The 17,408-nt window shown below is 42.7% G+C and carries 11 protein-coding genes; 3 read left to right on the forward strand and 8 right to left on the reverse strand.

From position 1 onward, the window contains the following. Nucleotides 1-306 precede the first annotated feature (306 nt). The 8 genes from FCV43_RS05020 to FCV43_RS05055 all read right to left on the reverse strand — a co-directional run bounded on the left by FCV43_RS05020 (nucleotide 307) and on the right by FCV43_RS05055 (nucleotide 12,595). Nucleotides 307-1,224: a sensor domain-containing diguanylate cyclase gene (locus FCV43_RS05020; protein WP_170961605.1), complete on the reverse strand. Its 918-nt coding sequence runs from the start codon at nucleotides 1,222-1,224 to the stop codon at nucleotides 307-309. Between the two features lie 134 nt (nucleotides 1,225-1,358). Beyond that, nucleotides 1,359-1,853: an acetolactate synthase small subunit gene (gene ilvN, locus FCV43_RS05025; protein WP_017051132.1), complete on the reverse strand. Its 495-nt coding sequence runs from the start codon at nucleotides 1,851-1,853 to the stop codon at nucleotides 1,359-1,361. Nucleotide 1,854: 1 nt separating this feature from the next. Then, entirely contained in the window at nucleotides 1,855-3,576 is a 1,722-nt protein-coding gene (locus FCV43_RS05030) for an acetolactate synthase 3 large subunit (protein ID WP_017051133.1), read from the reverse strand. 458 nt (nucleotides 3,577-4,034) lie between these two features. Further along, nucleotides 4,035-5,843 carry an AMP-dependent synthetase/ligase gene (locus tag FCV43_RS05035; RefSeq protein WP_136994190.1) on the reverse strand — a complete coding sequence of 603 codons (1,809 nt, stop codon included), beginning with the start codon at nucleotides 5,841-5,843 and terminating at the stop codon, nucleotides 4,035-4,037. Nucleotides 5,844-6,041: 198 nt separating this feature from the next. Beyond that, on the reverse strand, nucleotides 6,042-7,001 hold the full coding sequence (gene leuO / locus FCV43_RS05040) for a transcriptional regulator LeuO (RefSeq protein WP_017051135.1): 960 nt from the start codon (nucleotides 6,999-7,001) through the stop codon (nucleotides 6,042-6,044). 493 nt (nucleotides 7,002-7,494) lie between these two features. Further along, nucleotides 7,495-10,608 carry an efflux RND transporter permease subunit gene (locus FCV43_RS05045; protein ID WP_136994191.1) on the reverse strand — a complete coding sequence of 1,038 codons (3,114 nt, stop codon included), beginning with the start codon at nucleotides 10,606-10,608 and terminating at the stop codon, nucleotides 7,495-7,497. Continuing rightward, the gene (locus FCV43_RS05050) at nucleotides 10,605-11,945 is read right to left on the reverse strand and encodes an efflux RND transporter periplasmic adaptor subunit (protein ID WP_136994192.1); all 1,341 of its coding nucleotides are present in this window, start codon (nucleotides 11,943-11,945) and stop codon (nucleotides 10,605-10,607) included. The genes FCV43_RS05045 and FCV43_RS05050 overlap by 4 nt, the downstream gene beginning before the upstream one ends. Continuing rightward, a complete protein-coding gene (locus FCV43_RS05055; RefSeq protein ID WP_017051138.1) occupies nucleotides 11,945-12,595 on the reverse strand; it encodes a TetR/AcrR family transcriptional regulator in 651 nt (216 codons plus the stop codon). The genes FCV43_RS05050 and FCV43_RS05055 overlap by 1 nt, the downstream gene beginning before the upstream one ends. A 649-nt stretch (nucleotides 12,596-13,244) precedes the next feature. Between FCV43_RS05055 and leuA the strand changes: the two genes are divergently transcribed. The 3 genes from leuA to leuC all read left to right on the forward strand — a co-directional run bounded on the left by leuA (nucleotide 13,245) and on the right by leuC (nucleotide 17,398). Next, a complete protein-coding gene (gene leuA, locus FCV43_RS05060; RefSeq protein ID WP_113799555.1) occupies nucleotides 13,245-14,792 on the forward strand; it encodes a 2-isopropylmalate synthase in 1,548 nt (515 codons plus the stop codon). A gap of 83 nt (nucleotides 14,793-14,875) precedes the next feature. Further along, the gene (gene leuB / locus FCV43_RS05065) at nucleotides 14,876-15,967 is read left to right on the forward strand and encodes a 3-isopropylmalate dehydrogenase (protein ID WP_113799557.1); all 1,092 of its coding nucleotides are present in this window, start codon (nucleotides 14,876-14,878) and stop codon (nucleotides 15,965-15,967) included. Between the two features lie 15 nt (nucleotides 15,968-15,982). Then, the gene (gene leuC / locus FCV43_RS05070) at nucleotides 15,983-17,398 is read left to right on the forward strand and encodes a 3-isopropylmalate dehydratase large subunit (RefSeq protein ID WP_017051141.1); all 1,416 of its coding nucleotides are present in this window, start codon (nucleotides 15,983-15,985) and stop codon (nucleotides 17,396-17,398) included. Nucleotides 17,399-17,408 lie beyond the last annotated feature (10 nt).

The following is a 17,408-nucleotide window of genomic DNA, read 5'->3' on the forward strand; positions in this document are numbered from 1 at the left end:
AATACCCAATACCACCAAAATACCTATCGTGAGCCTCACTAGAAAATGGCTTAACATACGATGCCTCTGTAACTAGACTGTATGATTTCCTTATTATTTTTTGCTTTACTGCACGAATCCTTTCTCAAAAAGATAAGAATTTTTGAATGAAGCATGGTCAATTCAAAAATATATCCACTTACCTTCTACCAAGTTTAGCCTAAAATTGGTTAAGCATTAGACTTTAGTCTAACCACCAATCACCGCTAAATGGCAAAGTATTGCTTAGGAAGTCTTACTTAGCAAATATTGCTTAGAAAGCCTACATTAAGCCGATGTCACTCTGTTACGACCCAATGCTTTTGATTCATAAAGTGCAATATCTGACTTCTTATAAGTTTCACTGCTATCTAAAGTAAAGTTGCTATATCCGATACTTATCGTCACAGGAGCCTCCATAGAGCCCTCAATCAATCGTCGTAACCGGTTTAACAACAACTCCGCATTATCAAGGCCTATACAAGGCATAATGATAGCGAACTCCTCTCCGCCAACTCTCGCGACAAAGTCCGAGTCTCTGACATTCTCTGCCAATAAAGAGGCCACCACTTTTATCACTCGATCGCCTTCATCATGTCCTGAGTTATCATTAATCAGCTTAAAATGGTCAATATCAATCAAGGCTAAACAAGTTTGACTACTTTCAGAACCAGGCGGCAAAAGAGCCGTATGATGATCTATCGTTTCATCAAATTTACGACGATTCCATAACTGAGTTAATGCATCTCTTTCACTTAAGTTTCGGAATTTATCTTCTAACTCTTTTCGCTCAGTAATATCCACAATCGATACTATGTAATAACTGACTTTATCTGAATGATCCAATACACCATGAATTCGAATCAATCCGATAAAAGGAGAGCCCATCTGTGTGAACCACTTCTGTTTCGACGCTATGGATTTCCAGTTATCTTCGAGAAATTTCTTCTTATCAGGCTCAGGAGAGGATGTATAGTCCAGTAAAACAATACTGTGGCTAAGTAAACTCACCACTGATTTCATTTGGTAACGCAGATGTTCAGATTCGCGTGCAGTAAACTCTAACTGGTCAAGTGTTTGATTGGCGATCTGCCTTGCCGTGTCTGTATAAATTGAATCAGCCCGTTGGTGATAGTAAAGCGAAAATAATGATCCCAAGAACAAACTCACGGCTAGAATAACAGCCGCTTCTTTTTTATATCTCACTACCATTCCTACACTTCACGGCACTAATTAATGAAAAAACATTATACCACCCATCATACTTTAAAAAACAATAAAGCCACTTCAAATAAGTGGCTCAAATCAATAAGTGGTCAATTAATTACCGCGATCAATAGTTAGGCTTTTAAGGCACGCTCTCCACGAGCAATTCCTACTACGCCACTTCGAGCGACTTCGATTACGTCGGTAACCTCAGAAATGGCTTGAATGAATGCATCAAGCTTTTCACTTGTACCAGCTAGCTGCACGGTATATTGGGACGCTGTGACATCAACAATCTGCCCTCGGAAAATATCAGCGGTGCGCTTAACTTCCGCGCGAGCAAAACCACCCGCCTTTACCTTCACCATCATCAATTCACGTTCAATGTGCTCAAATTCAGATATTTCTTGAACTTTAAGTACATCTATCAGTTTATGCAGTTGCTTCTGAATTTGCTCAAGCTCTAATGAATCAGATTCAGTGGTAATGTTGAGGCGAGAGAGTGTCTCGTCATCAGTTGGTGAAACCGTCAGTGATTCAATGTTATAACCACGCTGCGAAAATAGCCCTACAACACGAGATAATGAACCCGGTTGGTTCTCTAATAATAGTGAAAGAATATGTCTCATATTAGGTTCTCTCCGTCTTGCTTAGCCACATATTATCCATGCCCTCGCCTTTTATTTGCATAGGGTAAACGTGTTCATTTTCATCCACATTAATATCTACAAAAACCAAACGGTCCTTCATATCCAATGCTTTTTTCAATCCTGCTTCAAGCTCATCAGGTGTGTTAATTCGAATACCAACGTGGCCGTACGCTTCTGCAATGGCCGCAAAATCTGGGACAGAATCCATGTAAGAGTTAGAGTGGCGACCTTGATAAATAATATCTTGCCACTGTTTCACCATACCGAGAAAACGGTTATTCAAATTGATTATTTTCACGGGTATATCGTATTGCATTGCCGTAGACAGCTCTTGAATATTCATTTGAATACTGCCATCCCCCGTCACACATACCACCTCTTCCGTTGGATGAGTAAATTTAACACCTAAAGCGGCAGGAAAACCGAACCCCATAGTGCCGAGGCCACCAGAATTGATCCAGCGACGTGGTTTGTTAAACGGATAATAGAGAGCGGCAAACATTTGGTGCTGGCCAACATCTGACGCAACAAAGGCATCACCACCTGTTAGTTTGTGTAAAGTTTCGATGACTTGTTGAGGCTTAATCCGCTCACTCGACTTGTCATAACTCAAGCAGTTACGTGACTGCCATTGATTAATATCTTTCCACCAGCTTTCTATCGCGGTTTCATCATTCGATCCACCTTGCTCGATAAGCAGTGTCAACATTGAATCAAGTACAACTTCAGCAGAACCAACAATGGGAAGATCAACATGTACGTTTTTAGAGATCGATGACGGATCAATATCGATATGAATTACTTTTGCATCGGGGCAATACTTCTCAAGGTTATTGGTCGTACGATCATCAAAACGAACACCAATACCGAAAATAAGATCCGCATTATGCATGGTCATATTGGCTTCGTAGGTGCCGTGCATACCTAGCATGCCTAACGCATTTTTGTGGGTGCCAGGAAAAGCGCCAAGACCCATTAAGGTGCTTACCACTGGAAGATTTAAGCTTTCAGATAGCTGCATAATTTGACGATCCGCTTCCGAAATTATGGCACCTCCCCCAACATAAAGTACGGGTTTCTTAGCTTCTAAAAGCGCTTTCAAGGCTTTCTTTATCTGTCCTTTATGACCTGTCGTTGTTGGGTTGTATGAACGCAACTTAATCGACTCAGGATAATGGTAAGGGAATTTTATTTGTGGATTCATGACATCTTTTGGCAAATCGACCACCACAGGTCCAGGTCTGCCCGTTGATGCAATATAGAAGGCTTTCTTTATGGTCTCTGGAATGTCTTCTGCTTTCTTAACCAAAAAGCTATGTTTCACGACAGGGCGCGAAACCCCCACCATGTCACACTCTTGGAAGGCATCATTACCGATAAGGTTATTAGGCACGTTTCCTGATAGCACAACCATAGGAATGGAGTCCATATAAGCAGTCGCAATACCCGTAATTGTATTCGTCGCTCCAGGTCCAGAACAGACAAGCACCACACCCGGTTTACCCGATGCTCTCGCATAGCCGTCCGCCATGTGTGTCGCTGCTTGTTCATGACGAACAAGAACATGCTGTATATCGTCCGTTTTTGCGTGCAAAGCATCGTATATATCAAGCACTGAACCACCCGGATAACCGAAAATTTGCTCAACACCTTCATCAATCAAAGACTGTACGATCATCTCTGAGCCAGATAACATTTCCATCTATATTCTCCTTACCTGAAACCATCTGTATTGGTAATACGGTTGGCTCTGGTTTTCCATAGTCTAGGTCTTATTTTTAGCCTAAATCGAAATACTTCCACTTTTCGGCTATGCCTTCCTTTTGTCATAACAAAAAGAGAGGGTACGCAACAACTGTAACCCTTTATTATCATTGGGTCTAATGGGGGTTTTGAAAGGTTTTTATAAATATTCTATCGTTAGTGAAAATAAAAGATGAAGATGCCAACTAGTAAGCCCAGATCAGGCTTAACTTTCATACTGGGCAAATAAAAGAGGATAATATTTTAATAGAAAGTGCTAAATCGTCATCAAAATACGAAATAAAAGTGTGTGATAAAACAGGCTTCAATTTGTAAGCTGCAACAAAAATCCCCCACTAATAATTCAATATTAAAATGGGGGATTTTTAAGCAACTGAAAATTTATCTCACAGAAAATTACTTATCTTTCTTCTTTTCTGTGTACATTTCTTCAATTTCGTCCTGATACCTATCGTTAATGACTTTACGACGCAATTTCTGAGTTGGCGTCAACTCACCTTTGTCCATCGAAAAAGCTTTCGGTAGCAACTTAAATTTCTTCACTTGCTCGAATTTCGCTAGCTCAGTCTGTAAGCCATTCACTCGCTTTTCAAACATCTCTACCACTTCATTATGTTTAATCAGCTCTAAGCGATCGTGGTACTTAATATTAAGCTCTTTCGCGTACTCTTCTAGCGTATCGAAACAAGGAACAATCAATGCGGAAACAAATTTACGCGTATCAGCAATAATCGCAATCTGTTCAACATAATGATCTTTACCGATCGCACCTTCAATCACTTGCGGTGCTATGTATTTACCACCTGATGTTTTCATCAGCTCTTTGATTCGGTCGGTAATGAATAAATTGCCATTCTCATCAAAATGACCAGCATCTCCTGTTTTCAAAAAACCGTGTTCATCAAACGTTTTTTCGGTCTCTTCTGGCATCTTGTAGTAGCCGCGCATCACCATAGGACCACGAACAAGAATCTCATTATTCGCACCAATTTTAACTTGTGCGCCAGGCATCGACATACCAATAGAATCTGGGTTGAAGCATTTATCATCCCAGCAAGATACCGTTGCTGTTGTTTCTGTCATGCCGTAGCCAAGCTTGACGTTAATACCGATAGCATGGAAAAAACGGCCTATCGTTTCATCTAGCTTCGCACCACCACATGGCATGAAGTTGATTCGACCACCAAGCAGTGCTCGTAACTTAGACAGAACTAATTTATCCGCCAAGCGATGGCTTCTCTGTAACATAAATGACGGAGTACGACCTTCTTGGTGACACACCGACATTTTCGCACCCATGTTCACCGCCCAAGTAAAGAGCACTTTACGGATAAACGGGGCTTTAGACACTTTTTCATGAATAGCTGAGAATATTTTTTCATAAAAACGCGGTACAGCTGACATCACGGTTGGGCGTAATTCAGTTAGCGCATCACGAACTTGCATCGTATCTTGCAGGTAACAGTTAGTCGCACCGTTGTACAATACGTAGAAGCTCCATGCACGTTCAAATACATGTGATAGTGGTAAGAATGCAAGAGAGACATCATCAGGCGTTAAGCTTAATCGCTCATCATGTGCTTGAAGCTGAGAGCCGATATTCATGTAATCAAGCATCACACCTTTAGGCTGCCCTGTGGTACCAGAAGTGTAGATTAACGTCAGCAAGTCATCCATATTGGCATCAGCAATACGTTTATCCAGCTCTGGTTGATGAGCCTCATCCGCCGTTGCCATGAAATCAGCCCATGACATCGCAAACTCATGACCTTGAAGATCGACCGTTGCCGACATTGCAACAATTAACTCTAATTGCTCACACTCTTCATAAAGAGTAACAGCAGCATCAAATTGAGCCTGCTCTCCAACAAACAGAACTTTAACATCTGCATTTTGAATAATGTATGACGATTGTGCTGGTGTGTTGGTCGGATAAATAGGAACCGTGACAACACGAACCTGAAGCGAACCAAAATCGGCGAAACTCCATTCAGGCATGTTGTTCGAAAAGATACCAATTTTATCCTGAACTTTTAAACCTCGAGAGAGTAAAGCTAAAGAAAGTGTGTCTATCTGCTGACCAAACTGTTTCCAGCTAATATCTTGCCAAGCATTATTTTTTTTATGCTTTAGGGCTGCACGGTCTCCGCCTTTTGCTACTTGCTCACGGATTTTTTTTACGATGTGAAAATCTAAGTTGGCCATGTCTCTTACCTTTGGCTTACACCTGTAAGCGTTTGAGCGCACAAGTGTACCTTCGATGTAAAAAAAGGCAACTGACGAGTGTCAAAGTTATCACTAATAGTTTGCTATACCCTAAAATAATACCTCGTCTTAAAACCATAAAAAAACCCTAAACAGTGATTCACGGTTTAGGGTTAAAGCAACAGAGCTATCGGACCGTTATTTCACTGCAACAACTTCACCGCAGATCATCATCAGCTGATCTCGTAACCAGATATGGCCTTTGTCTTTTTCGCTCGACTCATGCCAGCTCAAGTAGCCGCAAATAGATGCATTATCAAATGGGAACTGGATGATATTCAGTTGATCCTTATTTGCCGCATTTTCAACCATCCAGCGTGGTGCGATGGTCACTAATTCTGACTGCCCCACAACGTACAATACATTACTTAAACTCGTCCCTTCATAGTAAGCAGGACAATCTAAGTCTCGATACGCTTGCTCAGAGAAACTACGCTGACCGTGAATTTTAGATAGCTTGGCATGTTTCTCATTCAGCAGCTGATTTGCCGTCACATCACCTTGAATACGTGGGTGAGAACTTGAAGTAACAACAACTAACTCATCTTGGAATATTTCAGTGCTAGAGAAGCCTTGCTCATCAAAACGAGCGTAATCAATCACAAAGTCGATCTCTTGGTAACGCATACGCTCAGAAAGCTTACGGTCAAATTCCGCATCCATATGAAGTTGGACATCGGGTGCTTGTTCATGGATATTGGTCATGATTTTCGGTGCAAAACGCATGTCGCAAGGGCTACAAATCGCCAGCTTGAACAGTCGAGTTGAAGACTCAGGATTAAATACAGAACTTGGCAGTTCATTACGAATTAATTGCAACGCTTGGCGCATCGGTCCGAATAGTTGACGAGCTCGTTGAGTGGGTTGAATACCACGGCCTTGACGCATGAAGAGTTCATCATTGAACATAACTTTTAACCGAGCCACTGCATTGCTGACTGCTGGTTGAGACATCCCTAAATTGTGCGCTGCACGGGTAATATTTTGCTCCTGCATAACAGCATCAAACACTGTCAGAAGGTTCAAATCAACTCCACGTAAAGTACTTTCCATTCGGTAGCTTGCAATGGCACTCATTGCATTTTTCTTATCTAACATAGGGGGCGCCTCTTACTGGTAGTCAATAGTATTTGCTTAAAGTTAGTCGTAATAGATAACCAGAAATTGTCATATTGACGACTCAGATATATCTAGGAACAACACAACTATTAACCAATCAATCTAGCGACACCAACAAGATTGAGAAAGAATCAGCTAATTTTACCCTATTTATATAATTTATCTTTTAAAACAGACTATTACAATTTTATAAAAAACTATAAAAACCACCTTTTTATCACTTTTACATTAAACATCATGGTGAGTTATGGGTTTTGTTACATTTGTTACATTTCATTCCCGCTATGAATGAGTAACGACCCAAACCTAAAAACAGCGTAAATGGGTTAGCCTTAAAATAGATAACATTGATATTTAGCTGTTGTGCACAAATCAAACTCCGGGTAGTTGAGAAACATTGAGACTAAAAAGCCCTGAACGCATCAAGCATTCAGGGCCTATTTTTTGTATCACAGAATCAAACGAACGAAGATTAGGCTTCCATATCAATTGGCTCATGTTTATGAATTAAGCCAAAGTCAGCCAACACCGCATAAGCGGCTGGTATCATGAACAACACCAATAATGTAGAAGCAAAAATCCCGAAGACGATGGAGATGACTAGAGGTTGAATCACCTGCGCTTGAAGGCTCGTTTCCATTAGCAGTGGTAATAACCCAGCGGCGGTTGTCATCGAAGTTAAAAACACTGCGCGGAATCTTTCTCGACTCGCTTTTACGACTGAATCATGGACATTATCACCTTCATCCACATGGTGACGAATGTACTGCACTAATAGAATAGAGTCATTGACCACTATCCCCGCTAACGATACAAACCCCATGATGCTCGGCATACTTAAAGAGTGTCCTAATAGCCAATGTCCCCACACAACACCAATGAAAGCCAATGGGATCGCAAGCATCACGACAAAAGGTTCTAAGTAGCTACGGAACTGGAAACTTAAGATAATAAATACACCAAACAATCCAAGTAAGAAACCTTTCCCCATTGAGGCTCCCGTTTTCGCAGAGTCTTTTGCTTCGCCTTCAAAATCAAATCGAAGTCCTGAGTACTTATCTAACAATTTCGGCATTTCATCGGTTTGAAACTGGCGAACAATTTCAGTCGAGCTGGCCTTCTTGTTATCTATGTCACCATATACGCTGATCGTTCTTAAACCATCAATACGTTGAATTCGTACATAGTTACGCTGGAAATCTAATGTTGCCAGTGTGGCCAGTGGGATTTGGCTTCCATCTGGTGTAATAATGGGGAAGTTAGACAAGCGTTGAAGATCACCCGCTTCCGTTTTATTTAAACGCACTTCAATCGAAATATTCTCAACACCAAGCTGTATTTCATCGGCACTTTGACCAAAAAATGCAGCCCTTAGCTGTGCCGCGATCATCTGCCCATTCACGCCATACGTTTCCGCACCGGGTCTGAGCTTAACGAGAATCTCCTCTTTACCCATTCGCATGTCATCAAGCACACCCGTCACACCATCGAATGTGTTCAAATAGGTTTGAATATCAATGGATGCCTGTTTTAGTTCATCCAAGTCATTATGCTTTACTCGGATCTCAATAGCTCGGCCACCAGGCCCCATAGTTGGTTGCTTGAAGACCATGGAGATCGGTTCCGCAAGATCTCCGACATCTTCGCGCCATGCATCAACAAAATCATCGATTCGAGTGTTACGGCTCTCTGCCCCAAGGAGATCCAAACGCACCGTCGCCAGATGTGGTCCAGATTCATTGGCATCCGCATTAACATTAAACTTACTGGTAATATGCTCTACGAGTGGGATCCCATTCTCAACCTCTTTAGACCACGCTTCATTAAGTCGCTTCGCTGATGAGACCACCTGCTCAACGACTTTTTCAGTGTGCATCAGTGATGTGCCGGGAGGCAGGATGATGCGAACCTCAGCAGTATCACCATCAAGATCAGGGAACGGAACAAATTTCACCCCACCACCTACGATTAAAGAGATGGATATCAGCATCAGCGCAACTACACCACCCAAGAAGGCATAACGAAACTGAACCACTTTTCCAACGGCATTAACCAACGTGGTATTACGAAATTGCTCAAATCTATCTAGCAAAACACGTTTGAATTTTAGCGGAGCCTTCTCTTTCTTCTCTTTATGCAATGAATGAGCAAGGTGGTTGGGTAGAATTAGAAACGCTTCGATTAGGCTTAATGATAAGACTAAAATCAGTACTTGCGGCACCGCTTTTAACACGGCCCCCATTTCACCCTCTAAAAAGAGCAAGCTACCAAAAATACATACTGTGGTTAAAAATGAGGAGAGCACGCCAGGGAATACTTTTCGAACGCCATTATAGACCGCATCGTCAATATTCTGGCCTCTGTCTAAGTGGGACGCGATCGATTCAGCAATCACAATCGCATCATCCATCATGATCCCTATTGCCATTAGCAAACCAACCAGTGACATGATGTTGATCGATAAGCCGATATTAGCCATCAAGAATAGACCGCCCAAAAATGCGACGGGTAAACCTGCCGCCACCCAAAAAGAGTAGCGGAAGCTAAAAAATAGCCACATGGTAGCAAACACAAGAATGATCCCTTGCCATCCGTTCTTGACCATCATGGTCAGACGATCCCACAATACTGATGAGAGATCATTGGTCAATTGTAGCGTTACGCCATCCGGTGCAATTTTACGTTGGTCTTCCACAAATCGCGTGACTTGATCTTTGATTCTCAGCGCGTCATCTTCTTTGTTTTTACTGATCTTCAGTAACGCAGATGGCTTACCATCAAACAATACTTTCTGTTCATCCAACTCAAAACGATCGGTGATCGTGGCGATATCTCGTAAACGGATCAAGGATCCATTTGCGCCCGATGCTACGACGATCGATTCCAACTCTTCTGGCGTCACTCGACGTTCATCAAAACGGATTAAAAAGTTTTTATCTCGAGTTTCAATACTACCACTCGGTAATTTAACGTTCTGACGCCCGATCTGTTCCGCGATATCACCGACGCTTAACCCTAATTGACGAATAGCTTGAGTATCAAGCTCTACACGATACTGGTGATCTGAAAAGCCACTAACCGACACCAAAGAGACGCCATAATCAAGCTTCATGGTGCGTTTAAGATCTTCAGCATAAGCCTTTAACTCTGGCCAACTGGTATCGGCTGTGATCGCAACATCAACAACGGGCTCATTCCAGTCAAGCTCTTGAACCATTGGTGATTCGATCTCAGTGGGAAAATCATTGATTGAGTTGATCTGAGTTTGGACATCCACCAGCATTCGTCCGATGTCTGCTTTCTCATTCAACTTTAAGATCAACCGAGCCGAACCTTCAACCGCTTCACACTGAGTCTCTTCAATATTAGCTAAGCCATCCACCGAATCTTCCATACGTACACATAAGCTCTCCTCAACTTCTTGAGGGGAGGCTCCGGGATAGATCACACTCGCCATGATGTATGGAGGATCAAACTCTGGAAAGGTTTCACGTTTGATCGTCGATAAAGATGTGATACCAAGTACGAGCAAACCCAGCATCAATAAGTTTGCGGCCGTTGGATGGCGAGAGAAAAAACGGATCATGACTCGTCTCCTACTTGATTCGCTCCTGTACTATTGACTGAGTTCACCGTCGCTTCGCGTAGCATCATTCCATCAATCGCAGGAAGAAGATCATTCAGAACCAAGCGTTCTCCTTGTTCGATATCCCCATTGATAACGACTTGGTTATCTCTGCGGTACAACACTTCAATCGTTCGGATTTCCAATCGAGATTCAGGGCTCATAAGGTAGATGCGATTGCCATGCAATGCTCTTTCAGGAATCACCCAGCTTGGTTGCTGCTGACCTTCAATGGTCGCTTGCACAAACATCCCATTGACTAAAGGCGGTAAACTTTCCGGAGTCAGATCGGCGTAATTTTGCGTCGCTTCTAAAATGACACCAGCAGTCGCTTGATTCACATCAACCGTTTCACTGATACGTGCAACTTTCGCAGGCCAAATGGCTTTTAAATTACCACTGTTCAATTCAATTTCTGCGTTAATGAACGCCATATCCGGTTTAGGAATACCTGCATCATCGCGAGTAAACGAACCAACACTTGAAGCAAGGGTATGCATGTCATGAATCGAAAGTTGTGCTTCTACTTCCATTACATCCATTCCATGCCCTACCACCATCGTTTGCTGTAAGTTCACCACTTGGTTTATCTCGATATCCACACTGGCGATTCGTAAAGAACGAGGTAAGCGGATCGATGTTTTATCTAATGAACGCTGGGCTTCTTGGACCTTCGATTGATTCACTCTAACAACAGCTTGCGCAACTTTCTGCTCGTCAGGAAAAAGCTGTAGTTGATTCTTCATATCTTGGACGAGTTTTTGCTGGGATAAATAGCTTTGCGTCTGTTGATCCACATCAGACTGAGAAGAGAGACCCTTCTTACGTAAATTTTCGATACGTCCTAATTCTTGTTTACTCAATGACAAACGGTTTTGTTCGATTCCAAGCGTTTGTTGTAAGTTTCGCTCTTCTAACGACAGTTTCGCTAATTGAGTCTGGCTTGACTTCAGATCCGCTTGAGCTTGGGTCAACTTTAATTCGTAATCTAGGGGATCAATTCTGATAATTTCAGTATCTTTCGGAAGTACCTGACCTTTCTCTAAATTGGGGTGACGATACACCACCTTCCCTGTGACTTCTGCGATCGCTTTCCATTCAAATTTAGGCGTCACTTTGCCATAACCAATAGCGACAGGAGCCATGGATTTAAGTTCTAACGGCATCGTATCCACAAGTCGGGCTCTATCGGTGGCAGGGTTTGTCGGTAAATCAGGGCGTAAATTAATCGCCAGTACTAAAACGACAACACCTACCGCTAACGCAGGGAAGAAAAGAAATTTGCGGTTCACTTTCATTATTCTGGTCCTTGAATATTATCTTTTTGGATAAAACCATGAGTCATCAATTTGATGTTATGTTCGAGTAATCGATTTAGAAATTCTTCATTGATTTCGATGCCATGAAAAGCAAGTAGAGGGGGAGGAGCGATAAAGGGAAAAACCATTAAGCTTATATAAGAGACCCGACATAACTTGGGATCCATTCCGGGTTTCAGTACACCACGTTCAACAAGCTTGTCAAAAATGACATCTTGAGCCGGTTTCGTCACATCAAGGAATACTTTTTCTAGTAACTCCCTTTGCATTTCAGAAGGCGGCATATTCATCACTTGGGCAATCAAACGGGGAAACTTCGGTACCTTAACCATCTCTTTATAATAAGTTCGCATCAAGTCTAGAAAGTTCTCTTGGTTGCTATCTTGAACTAACTTATTCATCTGTAGCTGCATCGGGCGTAATGTTTCTCGCAACATGGTTTCGAACAACCCCGCCTTATTACCAAAATAATACCGGATCATTGCGATGTTGACGCCCGCGCGTTCTGCAATGAGGCGAGTTGATACCTTGTCATAAGGCTGAACCACAAACAGATCACGAGCATGCTGAATCAACAGCGCTCTAACATCCACATCTTGCTGAGGTCTCCCTGCTTTTCTCGTTGTCACGGCCGCCCTTCTCTACTCAATTAATCATGCGATTAATTATAGGTAGAAATGAATCAAATAAGCAGGAGATTAATTCAACACTAATCAATCAAGTGATTAATTAATCGAATCAAGCTCATAGAAACGTAAAATGTTAATTTAGTGGTCATTAACTCAACACGCCTATCGTCTATTTTCCTCTCTTTCTCTTGTTAACAATAAACCAACTCTACATATAAAATATTAACCTGCATATATAAAATCACGTGACATCATCAGCAGGAAGATATTGGAATAATCAGCATAAAACACCAAATAAAGCACCCACAAGAGTCAATTACAAAGATTCCCTTCTAAGTGTGAGGAGGATAATAGATTTTCTTGTTTGACGCTTAATGAAATTTACGGTAAATATGTGGTTAACAAATTTTAAGGATACTTGTGTAATGATGTTAACTTCGCCACTTCTACTGAACCTCCTCCTGATCGTGAGCAATGCACGCGGGTAGGTTGTGAACGGCGAATATGTACACAATTTCTAGAAACCCGCACTTGATGCGGGTTTTTTTATAACGGTAAAAATTTAAGCGTGCTACGCATATAAAACCAACGATCACCTTAAAATTATTCTATGGAAGTAAACGGTCTACATCGGAAGAAGGAAGCACTCATGAACGATCAAGTCATCATTTTCGACACCACATTACGTGATGGCGAACAAGCACTCTCCGCCAGTTTGACAGTGAAAGAAAAACTGCAAATTGCCTATGCGCTTGAACGACTGGGTGTCGATGTAATCGAAGCCGGTTTTCCAGTCTCTTCACCTGGCGATTTTGAATCCGTCCAAACTATCGCGAGAAATATCAAAAACAGCCGTATTTGTGGTTTGTCTCGTGCTGTCGCCAAAGATATTGATGCCGCTGCCGAAGCGTTAAAAGTGGCAGAAGCGTTCCGTATTCACACCTTTATTTCAACCTCGACGGTTCATGTTCAAGATAAGCTTCGTCGCAGCTATGATGACGTTGTCGAGATGGGCGTCAAAGCGGTAAAACACGCTCGTAACTATACCGATGATGTGGAATTTTCTTGCGAAGATGCTGGTCGTACACCGATCGATAACCTTTGCCGCATGGTTGAAGCGGCGATTAATGCTGGCGCTAACACCATCAACATTCCAGATACGGTTGGCTACACGGTTCCTAATGAGTTTGGTGGCATTATCCAGCAGCTATTCAACCGCGTACCGAACATCGATAAAGCCATCATTTCGGTTCACTGCCATGATGATTTAGGCATGTCGGTTGCTAACTCTATTGCGGCGGTTCAAGCCGGGGCTCGCCAAGTAGAAGGCACCATCAATGGTATTGGCGAGCGTGCGGGTAACTGTTCATTAGAAGAGATTGCAATGATCCTTCAAACCCGTTCTGAGTTTCTAGGGGTTCGAACAGGGCTTAAAAATGATGAAATCCACCGCACCAGCAAGCTAGTCAGTCAACTGTGCAATATGCCAATTCAAAGCAATAAAGCCATTGTTGGGGCGAACGCTTTTAGCCACTCTTCTGGTATCCACCAAGATGGCATGCTTAAGAATAAAAATACTTATGAGATCATGACTCCAGAGTCGATTGGTCTGAAAAACCAAGCGTTGAACCTAACCAGTCGTTCTGGCCGTGCCGCTGTTAAGAGCCACATGGATGGGATGGGTTACAAAGAAGAAGAGTATAACCTCGATACGCTTTACGCTGATTTCGTGAAACTGGCCGACCGTAAAGGCCAAGTCTTTGATTATGATTTAGAAGCATTGATGCATTTCGCTAACCTTCGTGATGAAGATGATTTCTATAAGCTGAACTATCTAAGTGTGCAATCAGGCAGTGTAATGGCGACCACCAGCATCAAGTTATTATGTGGTGATGAAGAAAAATGCGAAGCCGCTGTCGGAAATGGTCCCGTTGATGCTCTTTACCAGTGTATTTACAAATTAACGGGTTACGAAATCGTATTGGACAAGTTCCACCTAACCGCGAAGGGTGAAGGTGAGGATGGTTTAGGCCAAGCCGATATCATTGCTAACTATAAAGGTCGTAAATATCACGGTACTGGCTTAGCGACCGATATTATCGAAGCGTCTGGCCAAGCACTACTGCATGTAATCAATAGCATTCACCGAGCCGATCAAATTGCTGAAATGAAACAAAAGAAGATTGCCGCAGTTTAGAAGAAGCAGACAATAATTTTAAGTCAGAGGAAGTAAACTCTCCCCTGACTGACCAAGTTAAATAAAAAGATTAAAGGATTAACATGACGAATAAAACATACAAGATTGCCATTTTACCGGGCGATGGTATTGGCCCAGAGGTGATGGAACAAGCGCATAAAGTACTGGATGCCATTGAGAAAAAACACGCGATTTCATTCTCTCGCGAACAACATGATGTTGGCGGTATTGCGATTGATAACCACGGCTGCCCACTTCCTGAAAGTACTGTGAAAGGCTGTGAAGAATCTGATGCCGTATTATTTGGTTCTGTTGGTGGTCCTAAGTGGGAGCACCTTCCACCAAACGATCAACCGGAACGTGGTGCTCTACTACCTTTACGTAAGCATTTCCAACTGTTTTGTAACCTTCGTCCAGCCCAGATCCATAAAGGATTAGAAAACTTCTCTCCATTGCGTGCTGACATTTCAGAGCGTGGTTTTGATATCGTGGTGGTTCGTGAACTGACTGGTGGTATCTACTTTGGTCAGCCAAAAGGTCGTGAAGGCGAAGGGCCAAACGAGAAAGCATTTGATACTGAAATTTATCACCGTTATGAAATTGAACGTATCGCCAAAATTGCTTTTGAGTCGGCTCGTCTACGTAATAAGAACGTATACTCAATCGATAAAGCCAACGTTCTACAAAGCTCCATTTTATGGCGTGAAGTGGTCGAAGAGATCGCTCAAGATTACCCAGATGTAAAACTAAACCACATGTATATTGATAACGCGACCATGCAACTAATCAAAGACCCTTCTCAATTTGATGTGATGCTGTGTTCAAACATCTTTGGTGACATCATCTCTGATGAGTGCGCGATGATCACAGGTTCAATGGGCATGCTTCCTTCTGCAAGCCTGAATGAGAGCAACTTTGGTTTGTATGAACCAGCAGGTGGTTCAGCGCCTGATATCGCAGGTAAAAACATCGCAAACCCAGTAGCTCAGATCTTATCTGCAGCACTGATGTTACGTTACAGCCTAGGTGAAGAAGAAGCAGCACAAAGCATTGAAGCTGCCGTATCTAAAGCGCTGTCAGCCGGGGAACTCACGGCGGATCTAGCCGGTGATAAGCCAGCACTAACGACCTCAGCAATGGGCGATAAAATCGCTGAATACATTTTGAATTCGTAATTCAAGGAAGAAGCAATGTCTAACGCAAAAACATTATACGAAAAAATTTACGATGCCCATGTTGCCGTTGCAGCGGAAGGTGAAAACCCAATTTTATACATCGATCGCCATTTGGTGCACGAAGTGACCTCACCACAAGCGTTTGATGGCCTACGTGAAAAAGGCCGTAAAGTTCGCCAAGTCGGTAAAACTTTCGCAACCATGGATCATAACGTATCGACCCAAACCAAAGACATTAATGCCTCTGGTGAAATGGCTCGTATCCAAATGGAAACACTGTCTAAAAACTGTGAAGAGTTTGGCGTAACCCTTTACGATCTCAACCATAAATACCAAGGTATTGTTCATGTTATGGGGCCAGAGCTTGGTATTACTTTACCGGGTATGACGATTGTTTGTGGTGATTCACACACAGCAACCCACGGCGCATTTGGCTCTTTGGCTTTTGGTATTGGTACCTCTGAAGTTGAGCACGTATTAGCGACACAAACGCTAAAACAAGCGCGTGCTAAAACCATGAAAATCGAAGTTAAAGGCAAAGTAGCCGAAGGCATTACCGCAAAAGATATCGTTCTTGCCATTATCGGCAAAACAACCGCTGCGGGTGGTACAGGCTACGTGGTTGAATTTTGCGGTGAAGCCATTACCGATCTAACGATGGAAGGTCGTATGACGGTATGTAACATGGCAATTGAGCTAGGCGCTAAAGCCGGTTTAATTGCACCTGACCAAACCACATTTGATTACATCACTGGCCGTAAATTTTCACCTCAAGGGGAAGATTTAACGGCAGCTATCGAGTACTGGTCTTCACTAAAAACGGATGATGACGCAGAATTTGATGCAGTAGTCACCCTTGATGCTTCAGAGATTAAACCGCAAGTGACTTGGGGCACAAACCCGGGTCAAGTGATTGCCGTTGATCAACCAATCCCTGCACCTGAGAGTTTTGCTGACCCAGTAGAAAAAGCGTCTGCTGAAAAAGCATTAGCTTACATGGGGCTTGAAGCGGGTAAATCTCTGTCTGATTACAATGTCGATAAAGTATTTGTTGGCTCATGTACTAACTCACGTATTGAAGACATGCGCGCGGCGGCGGCTGTAGCCAAGGGCAATAAAGTGGCGGCTCATGTTCAAGCTCTGATTGTTCCAGGTTCTGAACAAGTAAAAGCACAAGCAGAAAAAGAAGGTTTGGATGTGATATTTAAAGAAGCTGGCTTTGAATGGCGTCTACCGGGTTGTTCTATGTGTCTTGCTATGAACAACGACCGACTAGGCCCACAAGAGCGTTGTGCATCAACATCTAATCGTAACTTTGAAGGTCGCCAAGGCCGTGATGGTCGAACTCACCTAGTCAGTCCAGCGATGGCTGCGGCTGCCGCAATTGCGGGTCACTTTGTTGATATTCGCACCATTACTGAACACGCATAAAAGGAATTTA

Source organism: Vibrio genomosp. F6 (genome assembly GCF_005146325.1).
Taxonomy (GTDB): Bacteria; Pseudomonadota; Gammaproteobacteria; order Enterobacterales; family Vibrionaceae; genus Vibrio; species Vibrio cortegadensis.